Annotated in this window: 18 protein-coding genes; 9 read left to right on the top strand and 9 right to left on the bottom strand. The window is 67.5% G+C overall.

What is annotated here, in order from left to right; all coding sequences use genetic code 11:
* Positions 1-10 precede the first annotated feature (10 nt).
* The 4 genes from LGY53_RS04740 to LGY53_RS44055 form a co-directional block, all read right to left on the bottom strand.
* A complete protein-coding gene (locus tag LGY53_RS04740) occupies positions 11-2,266 on the bottom strand; it encodes a cation-translocating P-type ATPase (RefSeq protein ID WP_225725378.1) in 2,256 nt (751 codons plus the stop codon).
* Positions 2,266-3,132, bottom strand: a complete 867-nt coding sequence (locus tag LGY53_RS04735) for a hypothetical protein (protein WP_225725377.1) — start codon at positions 3,130-3,132, stop codon at positions 2,266-2,268. Before LGY53_RS04735 ends, LGY53_RS04740 begins: the two co-directional genes overlap by 1 nt.
* Positions 3,132-3,338 carry a heavy-metal-associated domain-containing protein gene (locus LGY53_RS04730; protein WP_225725376.1) on the bottom strand — a complete coding sequence of 69 codons (207 nt, stop codon included), beginning with the start codon at positions 3,336-3,338 and terminating at the stop codon, positions 3,132-3,134. Before LGY53_RS04730 ends, LGY53_RS04735 begins: the two co-directional genes overlap by 1 nt.
* A gap of 93 nt (positions 3,339-3,431) precedes the next feature.
* Positions 3,432-4,190, bottom strand: a complete 759-nt coding sequence (locus LGY53_RS44055) for a CPBP family intramembrane glutamic endopeptidase (RefSeq protein ID WP_225725375.1) — start codon at positions 4,188-4,190, stop codon at positions 3,432-3,434.
* Positions 4,191-4,448: 258 nt separating this feature from the next.
* Here LGY53_RS44055 and LGY53_RS04720 point away from each other — a divergent pair, with 258 nt between their 5' ends.
* Complete coding sequence (locus LGY53_RS04720) at positions 4,449-5,378, top strand: 4-(cytidine 5'-diphospho)-2-C-methyl-D-erythritol kinase (protein ID WP_225725374.1); 930 nt, start codon at positions 4,449-4,451, stop codon at positions 5,376-5,378.
* Positions 5,379-5,383: 5 nt separating this feature from the next.
* Here the strand turns inward: LGY53_RS04720 and LGY53_RS04715 are convergent, their stop codons facing one another.
* Positions 5,384-6,232, bottom strand: coding sequence for an LLM class flavin-dependent oxidoreductase (locus tag LGY53_RS04715; protein ID WP_225725373.1), 849 nt, complete (start codon positions 6,230-6,232; stop codon positions 5,384-5,386).
* 234 nt (positions 6,233-6,466) lie between these two features.
* Between LGY53_RS04715 and LGY53_RS04710 the strand changes: the two genes are divergently transcribed.
* Complete coding sequence (locus tag LGY53_RS04710; protein ID WP_225725372.1) at positions 6,467-8,254, top strand: ABC-F family ATP-binding cassette domain-containing protein; 1,788 nt, start codon at positions 6,467-6,469, stop codon at positions 8,252-8,254.
* Between the two features lie 59 nt (positions 8,255-8,313).
* Here the strand turns inward: LGY53_RS04710 and LGY53_RS04705 are convergent, their stop codons facing one another.
* A complete protein-coding gene (locus tag LGY53_RS04705) occupies positions 8,314-8,934 on the bottom strand; it encodes a TetR/AcrR family transcriptional regulator (RefSeq protein ID WP_225725371.1) in 621 nt (206 codons plus the stop codon).
* Positions 8,935-9,095: 161 nt separating this feature from the next.
* On the opposite strand from LGY53_RS04705, the gene LGY53_RS04700 reads away from it, so the two are divergent.
* The 3 genes from LGY53_RS04700 (at position 9,096) to LGY53_RS04690 (ending at position 12,135) form a co-directional block, all read left to right on the top strand.
* The gene (locus tag LGY53_RS04700) at positions 9,096-10,610 is read left to right on the top strand and encodes an FAD-dependent monooxygenase (protein WP_225725370.1); all 1,515 of its coding nucleotides are present in this window, start codon (positions 9,096-9,098) and stop codon (positions 10,608-10,610) included.
* A 141-nt stretch (positions 10,611-10,751) separates the two neighbouring features.
* A complete protein-coding gene (locus tag LGY53_RS04695; protein WP_225725369.1) occupies positions 10,752-11,120 on the top strand; it encodes a hypothetical protein in 369 nt (122 codons plus the stop codon).
* 277 nt (positions 11,121-11,397) lie between these two features.
* On the top strand, positions 11,398-12,135 hold the full coding sequence (locus LGY53_RS04690; protein WP_225725368.1) for a thioredoxin domain-containing protein: 738 nt from the start codon (positions 11,398-11,400) through the stop codon (positions 12,133-12,135).
* Between the two features lie 8 nt (positions 12,136-12,143).
* Here LGY53_RS04690 and LGY53_RS04685 read toward each other — a convergent pair whose 3' ends face one another.
* Together LGY53_RS04685 and LGY53_RS04680 are read right to left on the bottom strand one after the other, a co-directional pair.
* Complete coding sequence (locus LGY53_RS04685; protein WP_225725367.1) at positions 12,144-13,013, bottom strand: Abi-alpha family protein; 870 nt, start codon at positions 13,011-13,013, stop codon at positions 12,144-12,146.
* Positions 13,004-14,326 (bottom strand): DUF445 domain-containing protein, encoded by a 1,323-nt coding sequence (locus tag LGY53_RS04680; protein WP_225725366.1) that lies wholly within the window; start codon positions 14,324-14,326, stop codon positions 13,004-13,006. The genes LGY53_RS04685 and LGY53_RS04680 overlap by 10 nt, the downstream gene beginning before the upstream one ends.
* A gap of 220 nt (positions 14,327-14,546) precedes the next feature.
* Here LGY53_RS04680 and LGY53_RS04675 point away from each other — a divergent pair, with 220 nt between their 5' ends.
* Both LGY53_RS04675 and LGY53_RS04670 read left to right on the top strand, forming a co-directional pair.
* On the top strand, positions 14,547-15,416 hold the full coding sequence (locus LGY53_RS04675; protein WP_225725365.1) for an Abi-alpha family protein: 870 nt from the start codon (positions 14,547-14,549) through the stop codon (positions 15,414-15,416).
* Between the two features lie 119 nt (positions 15,417-15,535).
* Entirely contained in the window at positions 15,536-16,132 is a 597-nt protein-coding gene (locus tag LGY53_RS04670) for a nuclear transport factor 2 family protein (RefSeq protein ID WP_225725364.1), read from the top strand.
* 4 nt (positions 16,133-16,136) lie between these two features.
* On the opposite strand, the gene LGY53_RS04665 is transcribed toward LGY53_RS04670, so the two are convergent.
* A complete protein-coding gene (locus tag LGY53_RS04665; RefSeq protein ID WP_225725363.1) occupies positions 16,137-17,756 on the bottom strand; it encodes a peptide chain release factor 3 in 1,620 nt (539 codons plus the stop codon).
* Between the two features lie 328 nt (positions 17,757-18,084).
* On the opposite strand from LGY53_RS04665, the gene LGY53_RS04660 reads away from it, so the two are divergent.
* The gene (locus tag LGY53_RS04660; protein WP_225725362.1) at positions 18,085-18,684 is read left to right on the top strand and encodes a 50S ribosomal protein L25/general stress protein Ctc; all 600 of its coding nucleotides are present in this window, start codon (positions 18,085-18,087) and stop codon (positions 18,682-18,684) included.
* A 12-nt stretch (positions 18,685-18,696) separates the two neighbouring features.
* Positions 18,697-19,278, top strand: a complete 582-nt coding sequence (gene pth, locus LGY53_RS04655; protein WP_225725361.1) for an aminoacyl-tRNA hydrolase — start codon at positions 18,697-18,699, stop codon at positions 19,276-19,278.
* Positions 19,279-19,410: the final 132 nt, after the last annotated feature.

Here is a 19,410-nt window from a genome sequence, read left to right as displayed (position 1 = left end):
ACTGAACCGGTTATCCGCGGAAGTTGCGCAGCCGCAGGCTGTTCGTCACGACGAAGATGCTGGAAAGCGCCATTGCGGCACCCGCGAGCATCGGATTCAGCAGTCCGGCCGCGGCCAGCGGGATGGCCGCGACGTTGTAGCCGAAGGCCCAGAACAGGTTGCCCTTGATGGTGCGCAATGTCTTGCGGGACAGGCGGATCGCCGCGCCGACGGTGCGCAGATCGCCGCGCACCAGGGTGATGTCGCTGGCCTCGATGGCGACATCGGTGCCGGTGCCCATGGCGATGCCGAGATCCGCCTGGGCCAGCGCGGCCGCATCGTTTACGCCGTCGCCGACCATCGCGACGATCTTGCCGCGAAATTGCAGGTCCCGCACCACATCCAGCTTGTCGCCCGGCAATACGTCGGCGATGACGGTGCGGATGCCGACCTGGTCCGCGACGGCGTGCGCGGCGGCCACATTGTCGCCGGTGAGCAGGATCGGCTCCAGCCCGAGCGCGCGCAATTCGGTAACCGCCTGTTCGCTGGTGGGTTTGACCGTGTCGGCGAGGATCAGCAGGCCGCGCGCGAGCCCGTCCCAGGCGACGAGTACGGCGGTGCGGCCCGTCGCCTCCGCGACTTCCTTTGCGGCGGTGAGTTCTTCGGGTATTTCGATCGACAGCTCGTCGAGCAGCGCGCCCCTGCCGATCACCACGGCCCGCCCGCCGACCGATCCCAGCACACCTTTACCGCCGTGATCGGTGAACCGCGACAACGACATTCGCGCGATATCCCGCTCCTCGGCGGCCGCGACGACGGCCCGCGCCACCGGATGCTCCGATCCGTGTTCGACGGTCGCCGCGATGGCGAGCAGTTCCCGCTCGTCGATCCCGGCGCCGGTGACGATCGAGTCGAGCGCCATCCGGCCGGTGGTCACGGTTCCGGTCTTGTCCAGCAACACCGTATCGACGCGCCGGGTCGATTCGAGCACCTGCGGGCCGGTGATCAAAATGCCCAGCTGCGCCCCGCGTCCGGTCCCGACCAGCAGCGCGGTCGGCGTCGCGAGGCCGAGCGCGCACGGGCAGGCGATGATCAGCACCGCGACGGCCGCGCCGACCGCCGTCGCCGCGCCGACCCCGTTCGCAACCCAAAAGTTCAGCGTCAGTAGGGAAAGCGCGAGCACGACGGGTACGAATATCCCGGCCACCTCGTCGGCCAGCCGCTGCACCGGCGCCTTACCGTTCTGCGCCTCCTCGACCAGCGCGGCCATCCGGGCCAGCTGCGTGTCGGCGCCGACCTTGGTGGCGCGCACGGTGAGCAGGCCACCGGAATTCACCGTCGCGCCCGCGACATCGTCGCCGGGGCCGACGTCGACGGGCAGCGATTCACCGGTCAGCATGCTCAGGTCGACGGCCGAATTACCCGCGACGACAACGCCGTCGGTGGCGACCTTCTCACCGGGCCGCACCAGGAAGTGGTCGCCGACGCCCAATTCGCCGATGGGGATCCGGATTTCGGTGTCGTCGCGGAGGACCGACACATCCTTGGCGCCGAGTTCCAGCAGCGCGCGCAGCGCCGAGCCGGCCCGCTGTTTGGCCCGGGTCTCGAAATATCGCCCCGTCAGTAGGAAGACGATGATCCCGGCCGCCACCTCGAAATAGACGTGCGCGGTCGAATCACCGCGCGGCACAGTGAGACTCATCCCCGCCATACCGGTCGACCCGGATCCGCCGCCCGGCCCCGCGAGCAGCGCGAACACCGACCATCCGAATGCCGCCAGCGTGCCGACGGAGATCAGCGTATCCATGGTGGTCGCGCCGTGCCGGGCGTTCGTGATCGCCGCGTGGTGGAAACGGGCGCCGCCCCAGAACACCACCGGGACGGTCAGCACCAGCGAAACCCATTGCCAGCCGGTGAATTGCAGGAAGGGCAGCATGGCGAGCGCGATCACCGGCACCGCGAGCGCGATGCTCACCAGCAGTCGCCTGCGCAATCCGAGCAGATCGCCGGACGGCACCACATCGTGTTCGGTGGGCGCGGGCACATGCGCCGTGTATCCCGCGCCGACCACCAGTTCGATCAGTCGTTCCGGCGAGACCGTCGGCGGATGACTGACCTTCGCCTTCTCCGTCGCATAGTTGACGGTGGCGTGCACGCCCTCGATCCGGTTGAGCTTCTTCTCGATTCGCGCCGCACAGGATGCGCAGGTCATCCCGCCGATCGCCAATTCGAGCGAGCGGGGCGCCGCGTTCGGCCGCGGTGGCGCCGGGGCGTGCGCTTCGGTCATCAGTGGCCGCCGCCGTGCGTGTGCGCGACGGAATCGGCCGCCGCGGTGGCGGATTCGACGGTGAACTCGGCGGTGTGCACCGCGCCATGATGCACGAAGTCGAGATACAGCCGATAGTCGCCCGCGCTGGGCGCCTGTGCGTGGAAAGCGACCTCGGGACCGGCTGGGGTGCGGCCGATTTCGCCTTCGGGATGTACGTGGAGATAGGCCAGATCGTTGCCGCGCAGGGCGACCAGGTGGGCATATGCGCCGAGATACGGTTCCAGATCGATGACCGGCGCGCCGTCCCGGCTGATGGCGAAGCGTAGCTCGCTGCCCGCGGTGTTCAGGTCCCCGGTGAGCGTCACCCGGTAACCGTCCACCGCGACGGTCCGCGCGGGCGGCGGAAGTGGTTGCGGGGCAGCATTTCCCGCGACGGTAATGGTGCGGCTGAGCACCAGGTCGCCCGCTGCGTCCGGCGTGAAGTCGGCGAAGATGCGGTAGGAGCCGGGCTCGGCCCATTTCCAGTCGATCGACCAGGTGCCCGCGGCATCCATGACCGGATGTACGTGGCGATAGCCGGTGGCATCCGATCTGGCGACGATCAGATGCAGCTGCTTACCGTGCTGCGCGGTGAATTTCGTGACCGTGGATCCATCCGGTCCGGTGATCCGGAAGCGGAGCGGCCCAACCTGATTCGGCTCGGTGGGCGCGGTCAGATCGGCGAACGTATATCCGTCGTGGGAGTCGGCGAGCCCGGTGCCGGGTGGGCTTTCGTCATCCGCCGCCGGCGATGACTCGCCGACCAGCGCGCCGACGCCGAGCGCCGCGCCGAACAGCAGGATCAGCCCGCCGCCGAACGCGGCGAGCTTCAGCCTTTCCCGCATCAGACGGCGACTTCGTAACCGGCCTCGTCCACCGCGGCGACGATATCGGCGTCGGAGAGCGGCGCGGTGCTCTCCACCCGGACGGCGCCGGAGGCGAGGTCGACATCCACCGAGGTGACGCCGTCGATCTTGCCGATCTCCGACTTCACCGAGTTCACGCAGTGCCCGCAGGTCATTCCGGTGACGGTGTAGGTGCTGGTGGACATGTCCGACTCCTTCGCTCGTATTCATCATACCGTGCCGGGGTATCCGCCCGGCACGGGAAAACATACCCCCCATGGGTACTCGATGGCAAGGGGTCAATCCCGGCGTAGCGTGCGCAGGCCGAGCGCCGCGGTGACGATCGCGGCGGCGACCGCGAGCAGCATCACCTGCGGGCTGGTGTGCGCATCCGCGCCGACGGCCAGATAGGTCATCATGTTGATCAACCAGTGGCCGACCGTCGCCACCGCTATACGTTGCCGCACACCGCCATTGCCGAGCGTTCCGAGCAGTATCGCGAAGGTGACGGTCGAGACGAGGAAGGACAGCGCGATCACCGGTCCGGCGGCGATCACCTGTACGTGCCACAGCGCCCAGATCACGCCCGTGACCAAGATCGCGAGCCAGCGCCGATAGTGCGTTTCGAGCACCGGCTGCAGCAGGCCGCGCCAACCGATCTCCTCACCGCAGGCGCCGATCAATTGGAGTACGAGCAGTAGCCCGAACGGTACGCCGCCGAACGATTTCGGACCGGGCGGGTGGTACCCGGCCGTCGCCGCCATACCCGCGAGCAGGACGCCGAAGATCACACACGCCGCGACGAGGTAACCGAGATCGGTGCGCACCCGCGCGGTCGGTAGCGGCGTAGGGGCCAGCCCGCGCAGCGTCGTGTCGAAGAGGATCCAGCAGAACAGCGCCCCGACCGCCGGGCCGAACTGCACCAGCGACAATGCGTCGGAATCTATTCCGGACCACCGCTGCACCACGAGTAGCGCGGCGGATCCGAGAAGTGTTGCCGCGACGTATATCCCGACAATGGACCAGAGGCGTTCGGTGCTCGTCCTCGATATCCGCACGGACGGTTCGGTTTTGTCCCTGTCCCGGGACCGATCGATCACCCCTAATGGTCGCACGCGGGTTCGCCTGCTACGCAAGTGTTTCGCCGTCCCCCAGACCGCGTGCCCTTGCCGTTATATACCGGCGCAGTGCCGATGGTGAGTGGTGTCGGTCACCATCCGTTCCGCCCGGTCTGTCCGATGGCGCGGGGCCGAGATCGGCGGCGTACCGGTTTTCGGTCGGACTTCGCCGTGCCGTGCCCCTTATGCTTGGGTCTCGTGTTGTCAGTAGTGCCCAGCCCAGTCACCGTGCGTGCGCCGTCGAAGGTGAACCTTCACCTCGGCGTCGGCGACCTGCGCGCGGACGGCTACCACGATCTGACCACGGTCTTCCAGGCATTGTCACTGAGCGACGACCTCGAGATCGCACCCGCGGCCTCGCTGACCGTGCGGGTAAGCGGCGAGGGCGCGGCGGAGGTGCCGACCGATCGGACCAACCTGGTGTGGAAGGCGGCCGTCCGGCTCGCCCATCTGGCCGGGCGCGCACCGCTGGTGGAGATCGCGATCGCCAAGGGGATTCCGGTGGCGGGCGGCATGGCGGGTGGCAGCGCGGATGCGGCCGCCACCCTGGTCGGGCTCAACGAACTGTGGGATCTCGGGCTCAGCCGGGACGAATTGTCCGGTATCGCGGCGGAACTCGGCAGCGATGTGCCGTTCGCGCTGCAGGGCGGTACCGCGCTCGGCACCGGGCGGGGGGAACGATTGCTTCCGGTGTTGTCCCGCAACACTTTTCACTGGGTTATCGCGTTGGCGAAGGGCGGCCTGTCCACCCCGGCGGTATACGCCGAGCTGGATCGGTTGCGGGAGAACGGGAATCCGCCGCGGCTCGGCGAACCGCAGCAGCTCATGCAGGCGCTGGCCGCCGGTGATCCGAAACTGCTCGCGCCGCTGCTCGGCAACGACCTGCAGGCCGCCGCACTCTCGCTGAAGCCGGAATTGCGCCGCACCCTGCGGGCGGGCGTCGGCGCGGGTGCCCTCGCCGGGTTGGTCTCCGGTTCGGGCCCCACCTGCGCATTTCTCTGCGACAGCGAGGCGGCGGCGGTGGCGGTGGCCGCGGAACTCGCGGGCGCGGGCGTCTGCCGCAGCGTGCGCACGGCCAGCGGACCGGTACCGGGCGCCCGAGTGCTGGAGACGCCCGGCAAACGCTGAGCGGTTCAGTCGACGATATCGGCCAGCCGATCGACCTGTCCGGCATCGCGTCCGTAGCAGTAGAGCATGACCTCGTCCGCGCCGAGATCTTCGAATTGCTTTATGGTGCTGCGGATTTCGTCAGGAGTGGTGAGCATGCCCGCGAGCATGTAGTCCGCGCGGCCGCTGAATTCGTAGTACGCGCCCATCGCGGCGCGGGCGTCGTCGACGACGTCCGGCGCGCCGAGTGCGACATTGACCTGTGCGACGATCCGTGGCTCGCCAGGGCGATCGTATTCGCGCCAGGAGCGGCGAACCTGATCGAAGAGCCCACCGGCCCACGACGGCGCGGCCGCCGCGAGAAAGCCGGTGCCCCAACGGCCTACCCGATCGAGCGCGACGGGCTGGAAGCCGCCGAGCAGAATTTCCGGGCCGTCGGGGCGCACCGGGGCGGGACCGATCGGGCCGCAGTCCGGGCCGTACGGTTCGCCGGACCACAGCCTGCGCATCAGGCCGATCTGCTCGTCGAATCGGCGGCCGCGGGTGCGGATATCGGTGCCGGATGCGATGTGGTCATCGGCGCGTCCGCCGACCCCGAGGCCGAGGACGAACCGTCCGCCGGACATCCGGTCCAGCGTCGCGGCCTGCTTCGCGAGCAGTGCGGTGTCGCGCAGCGGTGCGATCAGCACCTCGGTCTGCACACGGATCCGTTCGGTGGCGCCTGCCACCATGGCGAGTGCGATCAGCGGTTCGGGATTGTCGTAGACGAGCCGATCCAGCAGGCCGAGGGTGCGGAACGGGCCGTCTTCGGCGCGGTTGGCCCAGTCGAGCAGGCTGGATGGGTCGGAAATGGGCAGGCCGATACCGACATGCATGGGTGAAACCTCCGAAAAAGGGGTGGGCAAATCAGCGCCGCCCCCTCTATGACCATCCGAGTGGAGGTAGGGCTCTCATTCTGCGGCAGTACTTCTGGAGAGTTCCGTTTCAGAGTGAGCCAACTGTAACCAGAGGTTCGCCCGTCGCGCAAACGATGCTTGCGTCGGGGCGGTCGGGACTGCTCGGTACGCTGGTTCGGGGTATTTCGCCCTCGCTAGTCACCGGAAGGATCCATGGCCAACCTGATCAACCTCGAACAGGTCAACAAGAGTTTCGGTATCACCCCGCTGCTGGACAATGTGTCGCTCGGCGTGCACGCGGGCGAGCGGATCGGGGTGGTCGGGCTCAACGGCGGTGGTAAGACGACACTGCTCGAGGTGCTGACCGGGCTCGAGGAACCGGACAGCGGCCGGGTGAGCAGGCTCGGCGGGCTGCGGATGGCCGTGGTCACCCAGCGCGGCGTGCTGCCCGAGGGCGCGACCGTCGGCTCGGTGGTGCTGGCCGGGCTGGCCGAGGACGTGCAATCCGATCATGGTGTCGCCGAACACGAGTGGGCGGCCAACCCGCGGATCCGCTCGGTGCTGGAGGGGATCGGCATCGCGGATCTCGGGCTGGATGCCGTGGTGGACAACCTGTCCGGCGGTGAGCGCCGCCGGGTCGCGCTGGCCGCCGCGCTGGTGCGTGAGCTGGATCTGCTCGTACTCGACGAGCCGACGAACCACCTCGACGTCGAGGGTGTGCAGTGGCTGGCCGCGCATCTGCTGTCGCGGCGCAGTGCGCTCGTCGTCGTCACACACGACCGCTGGTTCCTCGACACCGTCGCCACCCGCACCTGGGAGGTGGTGGGCGGCAAGGTGGAAAGTTACGAGGGCGGTTACGGCGACTGGATTTTCGCGCGGGCCGAGCGGGCACGGCAGGCCGACGCCAGCGAGGCGCGGCGGCGGAATCTGGCGCGCAAGGAGCTGGCCTGGTTGCGGCGCGGCCCGCAGGCCCGCACCTCCAAACCGCGGTACCGGGTGGAGGCGGCCGAGGCGCTGATCGCCGACGTGCCGCCACCGCGCGATTCGGTATCGCTGGCCGCGTTCGCGCGAAAGCGCTTGGGGCGGGTGGTGATCGAGCTCGAGGACGCCACGCTCGGCACGCCGGACGGCCGTGAGCTGGTGCGCGATCTCACCTGGCGGCTCGCGCCGGGCGAGCGGGTCGGCCTGGTCGGGGTGAACGGCTCCGGCAAGACCACGCTGCTGCGCGCCCTGGCGGGTGACGGTGATCTGGTGACGGGCAAGCGGATTCAGGGCCAGACCGTGCAAATCGGTTGGCTGCGCCAGGAACTCGACGACCTGCCGACCAACCTGCGTGTGTTGGAAGCCGTTCAGCAGGTCGCGCAGCGAATCATGCTCGGCGACAAGGAGATCTCCGCCGGACAGCTGGCCGAGCGGCTCGGCTTCAGCCCGGCCCGCCAGCGCACCCCCGTCGGCGATCTGTCCGGTGGCGAGCGCCGTCGCCTGCAGTTGACGCGCATTCTGATGGCCGAGCCGAATGTGCTGTTGCTCGACGAGCCGACCAACGATCTCGATATCGACACCCTGCAGCAGTTGGAGGATCTGCTCGACAACTGGGCGGGCACCCTCGTGGTGATCAGCCACGACCGCTACCTCATCGAGCGCATCTGCGACTCCACCTGGGCGCTGTTCGGCGACGGCAAACTCACCAACCTGCCCGGCGGCATCGAGGAGTATCTGAAGAAGCGCGCCGCCGCGGCGGCCGCGCCGACCCGAGGCGCCGAGCCCAAACAGGCCGAGACCACCGACTCCGCCACCTACCGCGCCGCCCGCAAGGAACTCAGCCGCCTGGAGCGCACCATCGACAAACTCGCCGAACGCGAGCAGAAGCTGATCGCGGCGCTGGCCGAGGCCGCCAGCGATCCGGACCGGCTCGCCCCGCTGGGCGCCGAGCTCAAACAGGTTCAGGCCGAAAAGGATTCGGCCGAGGAACGCTGGCTGGAGTTGGCCGACAACGTCTGACCGGTTCATGCACGGCAATCGGCTTCCCGCGCACTACCGCATGCGTGGGAAGCCGAAACCTATGCGTGGACGTGTGATTCGGTGCGTCGAGCGAGTATGGCGTCGATCGCTCGGTGCACCATCGATACGGCGGCGGTATCGCCCAGTCGCAGTTCGATATTGGCCGCGGTGAGTACGGCGTTTATCTGAAATGCCGTGAGGTCGATATCTATTGGTGCGATCTCGCGGTTGGCGACGGCCTGTCTCAACTCGGCGGCGATTATGCCGAGCCACTGCCGCCGCTGTGCGACGAGCGCATCGCGCACCGGACCCGGTTTGCTGTCGAATTCCGGCAGGTTGGCGCCCCAGAAACAGCCACCGGCGAATAGCGGCTCGCCGACGTAATCGAGCCACTGCTCGATCAGCGCGCGCAATTGGGCGAGCCCGCGCGGCCGCCGCCGCGCGGGCAGCACCACCGCGTCCACGAACGCCCGCTCCGCCGCCTCGATGGTGGCCAACTGCAGCTTCTCCTTGGTCCGGAACAGCGTCTGAATTCCGGCCTTACTCAATCCGAGGTCGTCGGCCAGTCGCCCGAAGCTGAGATTCTCCAGCCCGTCGATCGAGGCGATATCCACCGCCCGCGCCGTAACCACCTGCCGCGACCGCATCCCCCGCAGCAACCGCTGATCCGACGTCTCCATGAAACACCTCCACGGCATATATACGGTCGATCGTATTCTACCGCCATCTGCGCTATCGAGATCGCGCTTCGATGCCGAGCGCGCCGCCGTCAATTTCGATTGACACGGTCCGATCGTCGGGCAAAACTGGCAGCGGATGATTCAGACGAGGGGGACGTGTCATGGACACCGATGTCATCGTGGTCGGCGCCGGTCCGACCGGCTTGCTGTTGGCCGCCGAACTGGCGCTGTGTGGCGTGAAACCGATTGTGCTGGAACGGCAACCGCACCCACGCGAGCTGCCGAAGGCCAACGGTCTGGGCGGGCTCATCGTGCGCATGCTCGAATATCGTGGATTGCTGGAACGGCTGCCAGCAGGCACTTTTCACGGTACGGCGCCCGGATTCCCGTTCGGCGGAGTGAATGTCGACTTCACGCCGTTGAAAGGCGATCGGATGCAGCTACTTCTGCTCCCGCAACCGCGGCTGGAACGACTACTCGGCGAGCGGGCCGATGAGCTCGGCGCGCAGGTGCGGCGCGGGCACGCGCTCGTGGCGCTGCAGCAGGACGCCACCTCCGTGACGGCGGAAATCCAAGGCCCGGAAGGGGATTACCGGCTGCGGGCGCGCTATCTGATCGGCTGCGACGGCGGTGGCAGCACCGTTCGCGCGCTGGCGCAGATCCCGTTCCCCGGCACCACTTATCCGGAGGTGACGCGGCTCGGTCACCTCGCCATGCCGGATTCGGTGACCTTGCTCGACAACGGCGACCTGGATGTCCCCGGCATCGGCGTCGTCCGGTCGGGATTCACCAGAACCGAACGGGGCATGGTGGCCATCGCGTCGTTCACGCCCGAGGTGCTGTTGGTCTCGGCGACCGAGGACGATCCGGCCGCGCCCGGCGACGACCAACCCGTGACGCTGCCGGAGCTGCGAGCCAGCCTCACTCGCGTATTGGGCGCGGATCTGCCGTTGGGCGAACCGATTTGGCTGAGCCGATTCCGCGCGCAGGCGCGTCAGGCGCAGCGCTACCGGGACGGCCGGGTGTTCCTGGCCGGCGACGCCGCCCACCTGTTCCCGACGGGCGGTATCGCGCTGAATGTCGGTCTGCTGGATGCGGTCGACCTCGGCTGGAAGCTTGCTGCTGCGGTAAATGGTTGGGCGCCAACGGATTTGCTCGATACCTATCACGGCGAACGGCATCCGGCGGGTGCCCGCGCGCTGCGGCACAGCCGTGCGCAGGCCGCGCTGGCGAGCGGCGGTGACGAGGACGCGATCGCGCTGCGGGAGATCTTCCAGGAACTGCTGCGCGACGAGCAGCCGGTGCGTCGCGTCTGCGACATGCTCAGCGGAGCCGAGATCAGGTATCCCGCCGCCGATACCCATCCGCTGGTCGGCGCCTTCGCTCCGGATCTCGCACTGTCCACCGCCGACGGCCGCACGAGCGTCGCCGGACTCATGCGCTCCGGTCGCCCGGTGCTGCTCGACCTCGCGGACCGAGCCGATATTCGCGAAACCGCCGGCGATTGGGCCGATCGAGTGGATGTCCGGACGGCGGATGCCGACGACCCGGTGGCCGCCGCGCTGTTGATCCGCCCGGACGCGCGGATCGCCTGGGCGGTTGATCCCGGCGCGTCGGCCGATTCGGCGCGGACCACCCTGCGGGACGCATTGACCCGTTGGTTCGGACAACCGTGACCTCGGCGGTGTGATCGGAGTTTGCGCTGGTCACGGCGGCCGGAAACGCACAGATCATCCACAACTGTCGTGCAGAAGGGTCCCAAGGTTCGGCCATACCGTCGGATATCAGGTCGGGTAATTCGGACATAAGGCATACCCATGACAGAAGCGGAAGGCGCCGGGCGGAGTGGTCCGGCGGAGAACGAGAATCCAGCACCTCAGGCGGCGCCCCCGCCGAGGTCCAATGCGCTCGCGGCGCGCTGGCGCGGGTCGCGGCCGCTGCGAATCGTGACCGCGGTGGTCGCGGCCGTCGTCATCGGACTGGCCGGATTCGGTGCGGGGCTGGCGGTCGGCGACCACGGTGGCCACCACCATCACGGCGGCCACCACATGACCGCGCACCGGTGGGGGCCGGGGGAGCGGATGCACCGCTTCGACCGGCAACGCCCGCCGGGGCCGCCGCCGAGCGGCGCGCCGCAACCGTCGACCCAGCCGTCACAGACGCCCGCGCCGACCCCGACGCACTGAGCCGCGGCCTCGCGCGAGTCGATCTCGTGCGAGGCCGACTTCATGCAAGCGCCGAATGGTCGCTGTCGACGAGGAGTTCTACGCACGGCCGGAGCGAATGCGGAGGTACGCCTGATGAGCGTTGTCGGCGGAGCCGTCGTCAGCTCGCGCATGGCCGGAACGGACGCATGGCCGAGCGACTGCGGAGGTGTTCCCGCGCCGTGGACGTCGGGCCGGAACAGAAGCGCTATCGTTTCCGGAGCGAACTACCCCGGCGAACGAGAGCGTGGTGATCGGCGTGACCTACCCCGACGTATCGGCAAATGCGGCGCCGCCGCGCGCGGGTGGCGGCGCGCTGCCGGTCGTGGTCGCGGTGCTCGCCGTGCTGGTGGCCGTGATCGCGGTCGTCGTCGGGCTGGTGCTGCACGGCGGCTCGGTCGTCGCGGGCGCGGCGACACCGGCGGCGGGTATCACCGGCGGGCCGTCGAATGTCACCGGGGCCGGTGCGGTGCGCGTCGGCGATCCGAAGGCGAAGGTCGTGGTCCGGCTGGTCGAGGATCTGCAGTGCCCGGCATGTCAGGCGTTCGAGAAGGCCAACGGCAAGGTGCTGGCGGAGGCCTCCGGGAACGGTTCGGCGGTAATCGAATACAACATCATCTCGTTCCTGGACCGGGCATCCACCACCAAGTACTCCTCGCGCGCGGCCAATGCGGCCTACTGCGTCGCCGACTCGGGCACCGCGAACTATCAGACCTGGCTCACCGCCATGTTCGAGCAGCAGCCCAAAGAGGGTACCGACGGTCTGCCCGACAGTAGGCTCGTCGAGATCGCCAAATCCGCCGGTTACACCGATCCCGCTGTGGCACAGTGCATTACGAGCAACAAGTGGGAACAGTTCGTCCGTGACAACACCAAGCAGGTGTTGGGCGGCGGCATCAAGGGCACCCCGTCGGTTTTCGTCAACGGTAACCAGATCACGTCGAACGCGATCATGACCGACGGCGGCCTCGGCCCGATCATCGCGGCCGCCCGTTAGGGGTGTGCTCAGTCGGTGCCGAAGGCCCGTCCGTCCGGCACCACCACCGGCAGACAGGTCTGCACGAAATCGGTGCCGAATGCGGTCAGCGTGACGCTGCGGTAGTACACCTTGGTGCCGAATCCGGAGCGCTTCAACACCTCTCGCACCGGTGACTGCGCCTCCAACACCTGATAGCGGTGTGGGTTGTCCAGCGGGTCCTTGGTGAAATCGATGAGTCCGAGCCGCCGCAGGTTGGTCAGGTACTGCTGGATGCGGTTCGGGAAGCGCAGCCCGGCGTGTTCGCCGATCAGGTTGAGCCCGGCCACGATTCGCTCCGCACCGAGCGCGCGTGGCCGCCCGATCCGAATATCGATGGACGGCTGCGCGCCGTCGAGGTGCAGGAACCGCAATATCCGCGCCTCGTCCGGGGTGAGCTCGGACAGCATGCCCGCGAATGCCGGATGACCGTCGGACTGTTCGGCGTGCGGACTCGCCGACATGCGCAGCAGCGCGGCGCCCTGCTCGCGCAGCGTCGGCACCGGGGTGTGCTCGGAAGATGTTGCGGGCGGCGGAATTCCGAGCGCCCGCCGCACCGCGTCGCGCACCTCGGCCTGCGCGTCGGCCAGCACCTCGCGCGGCGGCGTACCCGCCATACTGCCCTTCAGCACGGTGCCCGCGACGCCGAGCGCGGTATCGATACCCCAGCCCGCCACCCCGTACGCGGCGTTCCAGGCCACCCGCGCGACCCCGGACGCTCCCCGCACGGCCTGGAAAGGCGTACTGCGCGTGCGGATTTCGGCTAGCTCCGCGCCGGGCCGCCGGGCGATCTCGCGAGTGGGCGCCGGGTCGGCCGCATCGAACTCGTCGCTGCCTCCGGCAGATTCGCCTACCACCATGATGTCGCCACTCCCGTTCCGAAGACCAGGATGTGAGCGTATCCGGCAAACAGTCCCAACACGCCGCCATGCACGAAAAGCAGCCATTCGTCCTGTTTGATGGCGGAGCGGAGCATATCCACGAAGTCCGGCGGGCTCAGCTGCGACATTTGTCGTGCGATGTACTCGTTGACCTGTTTACCCTGCTGGACATTGAAATCCGGGTCGGCGAACGCGATCGGCGCGATGGACATCGCCTCGGTGGTCAATGTCGCGGACAGCGAATCGTATTCGCGACTGCCGAGCACGAATTTCACCGCGGGCCGGGCGGGTCCGAGCGCTCGGTCCGCGGCCGGGCGCAGGGTGTCCTCCAGCATCTGAATGGTGCGATCCGAGCGTGGTCCGTGCAGCAGTTCGTCGCCGATGTTGGCGACGGTCATCACCTGTGAGGACACCAAATCCGCGTAGCCCTGGGTGATTTCGTCCTGCCGCTTGATCAGCAGGCCCTGCCGCCACGGGCAGTACCACTTCGGGTACGCGGGCGCGAAGATCAGGTTGATGCCCACCCAGTTGACCGTCCAGCCGATGATCACGCCGCCGATCGGCAGTACCACGAGCGAGGACCAGTGCGTGACGTGCAGCAGCGCCACCAGCACGACACCCATCGGCGCACCGAAGTAGAAGCCGAAATTCTGCATGAACCGCAGCTCTTTCGCGCCGAGCACCTGGAACAACTGGTTGAGCAGTTGCGGGCGGGCCTGGAAGTAGCGGATCACCATCTGCTTCACATCGATCAGTTGATCGATGTTGTTGCCGATTTCCTCGGTGAGCTCGCGCAGAATGTGGGGCAGTTGCTGCTTGACCCTGGCGTGCACCATATCTCGCACTTGGGTCGGCAAGTTGTACCAGAGCTGCGGATGCTCGCGACGCAGAATTTCCTCGATGATGCCGTGGATGCGTTCGTCACCGACATTGATGAAATGTTCTGCGAGCCGGTCGGGTTCGATTTCCCGGTAGAAGTCGGCGATGTTGCCGAGTTTGGCGAGTCCCTTGTCGACGGCGATGCTGGCCATCTTGTCGGCGCGCGACGGAACGATGCCCTGCCAGCCGAGCCTGCCGTCGTAGCTCAGCAGCGGCAGCACCTGAATTCGCTTGGGCAGGAACGGGAATAAGGCGCGCAGCCCGGGCACCGAGATGCCGTGGAACCGAATCGGCTTGAACAGCATGAGCACGCCTGTCCAGTTCGTTATGTAGCCGATGATTCCGGTGAACAGCGGGATCGTCACCAACTCCAACAGGACGGTTGGGTGGATTCCGAACACGCTCTCTAACACGACACCCTCCTGCCGATATCCGGTGACCGCCGCCTCACCGGCACCTCAAGGTAGCACTACCCGCACAAACGGAACGCCCTGTGACCGACAAATCGACCCAGACAGCTTGTGGGCCGCGCCACAGGTCATAATTCGGAGATATCGGTCACAGACACACTTCACCGGCCGAGGGGCAATAATCTGTGGGCGGATTCCGTTCACCGGGCAAATCGGAGTAGACGTGGCAGACGACAGGACCGGACAGGACGTGGCCCGGGCCGGGTCCCGCGCCGTCGAGCGCAGCTCGGATGTCGAACGGCGCCAGATCAGCAACGAGGCGCGGCTGATTCGCGGCGTCTTCCGCGCGGCGGGGATGGCGGCGGGCACCGCGGTGCGCGGCAGCCGTTGGGCGGTCGAGACCACCTTCGAGGTCACCAAGGAGATAACGCAGGCCGCATTGGACGGTGAATCGTCCGCGGATCTGGCCGAGCGCACCGGTAACGCGCTGCGCTCGATCGCCCGAAGCGCGCTCGGCGTCACCGAGGGTTCGGTGCGCGAAATCGTCAGCTACGTACCGACTTCCAACGGTGGCGTGCCGCAGGGCGCGCTGACCGCCGCCCACTTCCACTCGGCGACCACCGAAGAGCTGCGCCGCCGCGGCGATTCGCTGCTCGCCCGCTCGGCCGACGTCTACTTCAGCGAGGACGTGCATCCGGCCTATGACCGGATCCTCGACGAGCTGGCGCCCGACGAGGCGCGCATTCTGCGGTTCATGTCGCAGAACGGTCCGCAGCCCTCGGTCGATGTGCGGACCAATCGGCCGCTCGGCATCGGTTCGGAGCTGGTGCAGGGCGATCTCACCTCGGTGCCGGAGCAGGCGGGCGTGCGCTACCCGGACCGGGCGCGCATGTATCTGATCAACCTCAACCGCCTCGGCCTGACGCTGACCTCGGACGATCCGGTGGTGCTCAGTCGCTACATGGTGCTGGAGGTGCAGCCGGTGGTGGAGGCGGCGCTGAAGAAGGCGGGTCGCGCGCCGAAGATCGTGCGCAAGAGCTTGCGGCTCACCGAGTTCGGTGCGGACTTCTGCAAGACCTGCTTCACGATCTGAGCCGAATCGCGGAATGTAAGTTGATCTTCCTGGCGGTTTTCCGACCAAGCGTCATAGCAATCTGATACAAATCGAGCAATCCGTGAAGTGCGGTAGGCGACGGATGGGATTGTGGAGTTATGGATCAGGGAACCGGTGCCGACGACGTCGATCCGGGAGTCGATTCCGCGCGTGGGCGTGGCGATCCGGACTGGGCGGATTTCTTCGCGATCAACCGCCTGAAATTCAGATACCTACGCGCGTTGGACACCAAGGCGTGGGAAGAGTTCGCCGACACCATGATTCCCGAGGCGACCGCGACCTACAGCGAATACCTGCAGTTCGAATCGCGGGACGCCTTCCTCGCGTTCATGCGCAATACCCTCGGCCCGCACGTCATCACCGAGCACCGCTGCGACCATCCCGAGATCGATATCGATGGCGACACCGCAACCGGCACTTGGTATCTCGCCGATACGGTGCTGATCCCCGGCCACAATATGCTGCTGCGCGGCGCGGCCTTCTACAGCGATCGCTATGTCCGCTGCGATGACGGGCAGTGGCGCATCGCGCACACCGGATACGAGCGGACCTACGAGGTGGTGCTCTCGCTCAGCGACCTGCCGAGCCTGCGTTTGACGTCGAGCCGGTGGGGTTTGATCGCCAGGGAGGACGGCATCGCATCCGTCCAGCGGGAACCCGGACAGGAACCGCCCCGGGCGTCGGAAGCGGGCTGAGCGCTCAGTCCGCGGTGGCGACGAGCGGTTCGAGGGTGAGCTTCGGCAGTTCCTTCTCGATGTACTGCAACCGCCACTTGTCGCTGAACAGCGCGAGCAGCACGCCGTCGCTGCGGGTGAACACCTCGACGCCGCGCTGGCGACCGAGTTCGTCGGCCGAGGCCGCGTCGGTGCGCCGGGCCAGGGTGTACCCCAGATGTTCCATCCGGGTCTCCACATTGAATTCGGCCATCATCCGCGCGGTGACCACCTCGAACTGCATCGGGCCGACCGCGGCGAGCACCGGTGCGGCATCACCGCGAATATCGTTGCGCAGCACCTGCACGACGCCCTCGGAGTCGAGCTGATCGATCGCCTTGCGGAACTGTTTGTACTTGCCCGCGCTCTGCGCGCGCAGCACCGCGAAATGTTCCGGCGCGAAGGACGGGATCGGCGGGAACTCCACCTTCTTATCCACGTACAGCGTGTGCCCCGGCGCCAGCGCGGTCGCGTTGACCAGGCCGACCACATCACCCGGGTAGGCGGTGTCGACGGTGGAGCGCTCCCGGCCGAATACGGTCAGTGCGTATTTCGTCGCGAACGGGCGGCCGGTCTGCGCATGCGTCACCACCATGCCGCGCTCGAATTCGCCGGACACGATCCGCATGAACGCCAACCGGTCCCGGTGCGCGGCATCCATACCGGCCTGCACCTTGAACACCACCGCGCTGAACGGATCGGTGGTGGTGCGCGCCCCGCCGTTGACATCGGCGCGCGGACCCGGCGCGGGCGCCAGCGCCACCAGCGTCTCCAGCAGTTGGCGCACACCGAAATTCAGCATCGCGGAGGCGTAGATGACCGGCGAGGTCTGCCCGGCCAGGAACAGTTCCTGATCGTGGTCCTGTCCGGTGGCCGAGAGCAGTTCGCTCTCCTCGGCGGCGGTGGTCCAGACATCGCCCTCGCGCGCCTCGGCCTGTTCGGGCGTCAGCGATTCCTCCGGTGCGATGGTCGCGCCGCCCGCGGTCCTGGTGAAGTGGATGTATTCGAGCGGGGCGCCGTCGGGGCCGCGGCGCAGCAGACCGCGGAAATCGCCCGCGATGCCGACCGGTAGGAAAAGGGGAGTAGGGGTGAGGCCGATGCGCTCGCTGATCTCGTCGAGCAGTTCCAGCGGCGCCTGGCCGGGGCGGTCCCATTTGTTGATGACGGTGATCACCGGGATGCCGCGGTGGCGGCACACCTGGAACAGCTTGAGCGTCTGCGGTTCCAGACCCTTCGCCGCGTCGATGAGCATCACCGCGGCGTCGACGGCGGTGAGCACGCGGTAGGTGTCCTCGGAGAAATCGGAGTGGCCGGGGGTGTCGACCAGGTTGATGACGCTGTCGGAATCCGAGCCCTCGGCGCGGTAATTGAACTGCAGTGCGGTCGAACTCACCGAGATGCCGCGCGCCTTCTCCATCTCCATCCAGTCCGAGACGGTCGACTTGCGTCCCGCCTTGCCGTGGATGGCGCCCGCTTCGGAGATCATCCGCGCATGGAGTGCGAGCGCCTCGGTGAGCGTCGACTTGCCCGCGTCGGGGTGCGAAATCACCGCGAACGTGCGCCTGCGCGCGACCTCTGCGGCGACGCCTTCACTGGAGGCGGTCAACTTCAACACCCTTCTTGGACGACCGAATCGGCAACCTGTCCAGGGTACGTGAGCCGGGTAGCGCGCCGTACTCCGACCATTCCCGCCGTTCGGAAACCGGGTTTGGGGTGCCGATTCATAGCATGTTCCGCCCTTGCGGTACAGTGTTCGGGTTGTCTCGGCGAGGGTGTTTGCAGACCTTGCGACACCGTGATCGACGCGGCTCGGCTTCCGGCCGTCCCCGTGCGGTCTTCGCCCGACGAGCAGACCAGTTCGATCCAGGGCCTCCACCCGCCCTGTGATCGCCACCAGTTGACAGCCCGGAAGAGCCGTAGGAGTAGATCCAGTCATGTCCGACGCCAACCTTCTCGAAGCCACCGTACGCACCGAGTTCGGTAAGGGCGCGGCCCGCCGTACCCGCCGCTCCGGCAACGTTCCCGCCGTGCTGTACGGCCACCAGGCCGACCCGCAGCACCTGTCGGTGAACGCGCACGCCTTCGCCGCCATCCTGCGCGAGCACGGCACCAACGCGGTGCTGAACCTGGTGATCGACGGCAAGAAGCAGCTCGCACTGACCAAGTCCGTTGTGGTGCACCCGATCCGCCGCTACATCGAGCACGCCGATCTGCTGATCATCAAGCGCGGCGAGAAGGTCGTCGCCGACGTGCACGTCACCGTGGTCGGCGACGCCGCCCCCGGCACCCTGGTCACCCAGGAGGCCAACACCATCTCCATCGAGGCCGACGCGCTGAAGCTGCCCGAGTCCATCGAGGTTTCGATCGAGGGCGCCGAGGCCGGCACCCAGATCACCGCGGGCCAGCTCGAACTGCCGAAGGGTGTCACCCTGGCCGCCGACGCGGAGACCCTGGTCGTCAACGTCATTGTCGCCCCGGCCGCCGAGGTCGAGGCGCCCGCCGAGGGCGAGGCCGAGGGCGAGAGCGCCGAGTAGGTCTCGGTTGCGATGACCGAAACTTCCGCCGGACCAGCGCTCGTGGTCGGACTCGGCAATCCGGGTTCCGAATACGAGCGCACCCGGCACAATGTCGGCTTCCTGGTCGCCGATGTGCTCGCAGAGCGCGTCGGCGGCCGGTTCGCCGTGCACAAGAAGTCCGGGGCCGATCTGTTGCAGGCCCGGCTGGACGGCCGCCAGGTGCTCATCGCGAAGCCGCGGTCGTATATGAACCTATCCGGGCGGCCGGTCGCCGCGCTGGCCAAATTCTTCTCCGTGCCGCCGACCGAGGTGATCGTCGTACACGACGAACTCGACCTGCCGTTCGGCACGATCAAACTCAAGCGCGGCGGCGGCGAGGGCGGGCACAACGGCCTGCGCTCCGTTTCCAGTGCGTTGACCACCAAGGAATACATCCGCACCCGGATCGGCATCGGCCGCCCGCCGGGCCGCCAGGATCCCGCCGATTTCGTGCTGAAGCCGTTCTCGACGCCGGAGCGCAAGGAGGTCCCGGTGATCATTGAGCAGGCCGCCGATGCCGTCGAGATGCTGCTGCGCGTCGGCCTGGAAACCGCACAGAATCAATTGCACTGACCTCCCCCGCCTCTCCGCGGTTTCAGGCCGGACTCGTATGCCGCAAGACTTGCGCTGGCGGCCGTCGGTAGCTCGAGTGGCTGAGTTTGCCCGTACCCGACGAGTTACCCATGTGCTCGCGAAATCTGTTGG

The sequence above is a fragment of the Nocardia sp. JCM 34519.1 genome (assembly GCF_020361265.1).
GTDB classification, from domain to species: Bacteria; Actinomycetota; Actinomycetes; order Mycobacteriales; family Mycobacteriaceae; genus Nocardia; species Nocardia arthritidis_A.
The sequence above is the reverse complement of the archived record's forward strand: the minus strand, read 5'-3'. Positions and strand labels throughout refer to the sequence as shown.

Bases quoted from the DNA above. Each gene is read 5' to 3' on its own strand.
- LGY53_RS04740 (WP_225725378.1), bottom strand. From the start codon at position 2,266: ATGACCGAAGCGCACGCCCCGGCGCCACCGCGGCCGAACGCGGCGCCC.
- LGY53_RS04735 (WP_225725377.1), bottom strand. From the start codon at position 3,132: ATGCGGGAAAGGCTGAAGCTCGCCGCGTTCGGCGGCGGGCTGATCCTG.
- LGY53_RS04730 (WP_225725376.1), bottom strand. From the start codon at position 3,338: ATGTCCACCAGCACCTACACCGTCACCGGAATGACCTGCGGGCACTGC.
- LGY53_RS04715 (WP_225725373.1), bottom strand. From the start codon at position 6,232: ATGCATGTCGGTATCGGCCTGCCCATTTCCGACCCATCCAGCCTGCTC.
- LGY53_RS04710 (WP_225725372.1), top strand. From the start codon at position 6,467: ATGGCCAACCTGATCAACCTCGAACAGGTCAACAAGAGTTTCGGTATC.
- LGY53_RS04705 (WP_225725371.1), bottom strand. From the start codon at position 8,934: ATGGAGACGTCGGATCAGCGGTTGCTGCGGGGGATGCGGTCGCGGCAG.
- LGY53_RS04700 (WP_225725370.1), top strand. From the start codon at position 9,096: ATGGACACCGATGTCATCGTGGTCGGCGCCGGTCCGACCGGCTTGCTG.
- LGY53_RS04695 (WP_225725369.1), top strand. From the start codon at position 10,752: ATGACAGAAGCGGAAGGCGCCGGGCGGAGTGGTCCGGCGGAGAACGAG.
- LGY53_RS04685 (WP_225725367.1), bottom strand. From the start codon at position 13,013: ATGGTGGTAGGCGAATCTGCCGGAGGCAGCGACGAGTTCGATGCGGCC.
- LGY53_RS04670 (WP_225725364.1), top strand. From the start codon at position 15,536: ATGGATCAGGGAACCGGTGCCGACGACGTCGATCCGGGAGTCGATTCC.
- LGY53_RS04660 (WP_225725362.1), top strand. From the start codon at position 18,085: ATGTCCGACGCCAACCTTCTCGAAGCCACCGTACGCACCGAGTTCGGT.
- pth (WP_225725361.1), top strand. From the start codon at position 18,697: ATGACCGAAACTTCCGCCGGACCAGCGCTCGTGGTCGGACTCGGCAAT.